Annotated in this window: 2 protein-coding genes and 1 pseudogene; 2 read left to right on the forward strand and 1 reads right to left on the reverse strand. The window is 61.6% G+C overall.

Features of this window, described 5'->3' with window-relative positions:
- Positions 1-291: pseudogene (locus tag DSM25558_RS27495) on the forward strand (hypothetical protein); the annotation flags it as partial.
- 73 nt (positions 292-364) lie between these two features.
- Positions 365-1,624, forward strand: a complete 1,260-nt coding sequence (locus DSM25558_RS27500; protein WP_077107779.1) for a DNA-packaging protein — start codon at positions 365-367, stop codon at positions 1,622-1,624.
- 162 nt (positions 1,625-1,786) lie between these two features.
- On the opposite strand, the gene DSM25558_RS28045 is transcribed toward DSM25558_RS27500, so the two are convergent.
- The coding region (locus tag DSM25558_RS28045; RefSeq protein ID WP_143240278.1) for a transposase at positions 1,787-2,018 on the reverse strand (232 nt) is incomplete at its 5' end.

Genomic DNA, 2,018 nt, shown 5'->3' on the forward strand with positions numbered 1-2,018 from the left:
GAGGTGGCGGGTAAGGAGGTGGCGGGTAAGGGGGCGCGGGCCGATGTGAAGGCTGCGACCGATGCCATGTCGTTGATCGTGCGGACTTTAGAAAAGATCGATACGCTGCAACGGCAACTGGCGCGTGACCGCGAAGTTGCCGCCGAAAGCGAAGCGGCAACGCAAGATTACGAAGAGGCTGTCGCCTTCTTCCAGAGGCGGATGGATGAGCTTGTCGAGCAAAAATTGCGGGCAAGGCTTGTTGCTGCCGGTCTTTCGCCGGAGGGGCAGCCGGCTGACGGGCGAGAATGATGCGGGGCGTGCTTTGCTGCCGCGCATCGGTTCCGAGATACCAGACATTCGCAGACAAGAGATTGCCAAAGGCATGACAAAACCGCTTGCCGAACGTCATCAACAACAGTTCGTCACTCGTTTCAATCGAGATTGGCGTTTTGTGGGAAGTTGCCCGCAACAGCCGCCGGAAGGAGACTGGCGCAACTGGCTGCTGATCGGCGGTCGCGGGTCTGGCAAGACCCGTGCCGGGGCCGAATGGGTGCATCTCATCGCTTCCTCGGGCGACCATTCCGATCTGCGCATTGCGCTGGTGGCGGAAACGCTGGGCGATGCGCGTGAGGTGATGATCGACGGCGTATCCGGCATCTGCCGGATCGCCAGACGCAAGAGGCCGGATTTCGAGGCATCGCGCCGCAGGCTGGTATGGCCGAACGGGGCGATGGCGCAAATCTTTTCTTCCGAAGACCCGGAAAGCCTACGCGGGCCGCAGTTTCATTTTGCCTGGTCTGACGAGCTGGCGAAGTGGCGGTACGCGCAGGAAACCTGGGACATGCTGCAATTCGGCCTTCGCCTTGGCGACCGGCCGCAGCAGCTGATTACCACGACACCAAGGCCGATACCGCTTTTGAAAACGCTGATGGCCGACCCGAGCAGTCGTGTGGTGCGGATGCGCACCCATGACAATGCGGCGAACCTCTCTCCCGGCTTCATCGATGCGATGATGAAACGCTATGGCGGCACGCGGCTGGGGCGGCAGGAACTGGATGGCGAGCTGATTGCGCAGCGTGATGATGCGCTGTGGAAACGCGCGGATATTGAGGCGATCTTCGATGACAGGCCGGATGTTCTCGCACGCATCGTGGTGGCGGTGGACCCGCCAGCGGGAAGCGGTGAGGGGTCCTGCTGCGGCATCGTGGTTGCGGGCATCGGCATCGACGGGCGGTTCTGGGTTCTGGCGGATTGTTCTGCCGAGGGCGCGACCCCGGCGGGCTGGGCGCGCGCCGTGGTTGCCGCGCATCATCGCTTCGAGGCAGACCGGGTGGTGGCCGAGGTAAACCAAGGCGGCGAGATGGTGAGCGCCATGCTGAAAAGCATCGACGCCAACCTGCCCATTACCATGGTGCGAGCAAGCCGGGGCAAGTTTACCCGCGCCGAACCGGTGGCAGCGCTGTACGAGCAGGGCCGGGTTCGGCATGCCGGGCGGTTTGAGAAGCTGGAGGACCAGATGACGGACTTTGGGCCGGACGGGCTATCTTCCAAGCGTTCCCCCGACCGGCTGGATGCGCTGGTGTGGGCGTTGACGGCACTGGCGATGGACACTGTGACGGAGCCACGGGTGCGGGGGATGTGAGGGAAGATCATGTTGTCTTCCGTCATGCCGGGCTTGACCCGGTATCCAGTGCGATCAAGTCCTTGATCGCGGAGGAGTCTTCCGCAGCAGACGCGGCGCGAAAGATTCTCTCAGCCCAAGGACTTGGGCTGACTGGATCCCGCATCAAGCAACCGTGGACGATCAAGTAAAAGCAGGGTCTGTTTTTGCGATTGCGTTGAGGATGGTTATGAGCTTTCGGATTGTTGCGACGATGGCGATCTTAAAGGTTTTTCCGTTGCTGCGCAGGCGCTGGTAGAAAGTGCCGAGAATGGGATCCTTGATCTTGATTGCGCTCAGCGCGGCCATGTAGGCAATGTCGCGCAGATGCTTGCGTCCTCCAGAGCATTTGCCTCTGCGGTTCGAACTGCCGGAT

This window comes from Agrobacterium sp. DSM 25558 (genome assembly GCF_900100825.1).
Classification (GTDB): Bacteria; Pseudomonadota; Alphaproteobacteria; order Rhizobiales; family Rhizobiaceae; genus Agrobacterium.

Excerpts from the sequence above, each read along its gene's own strand:
- DSM25558_RS27500 (WP_077107779.1), top strand. The coding sequence starts at position 365 with ATGACAAAACCGCTTGCCGAACGTCATCAACAACAGTTCGTCACTCGT.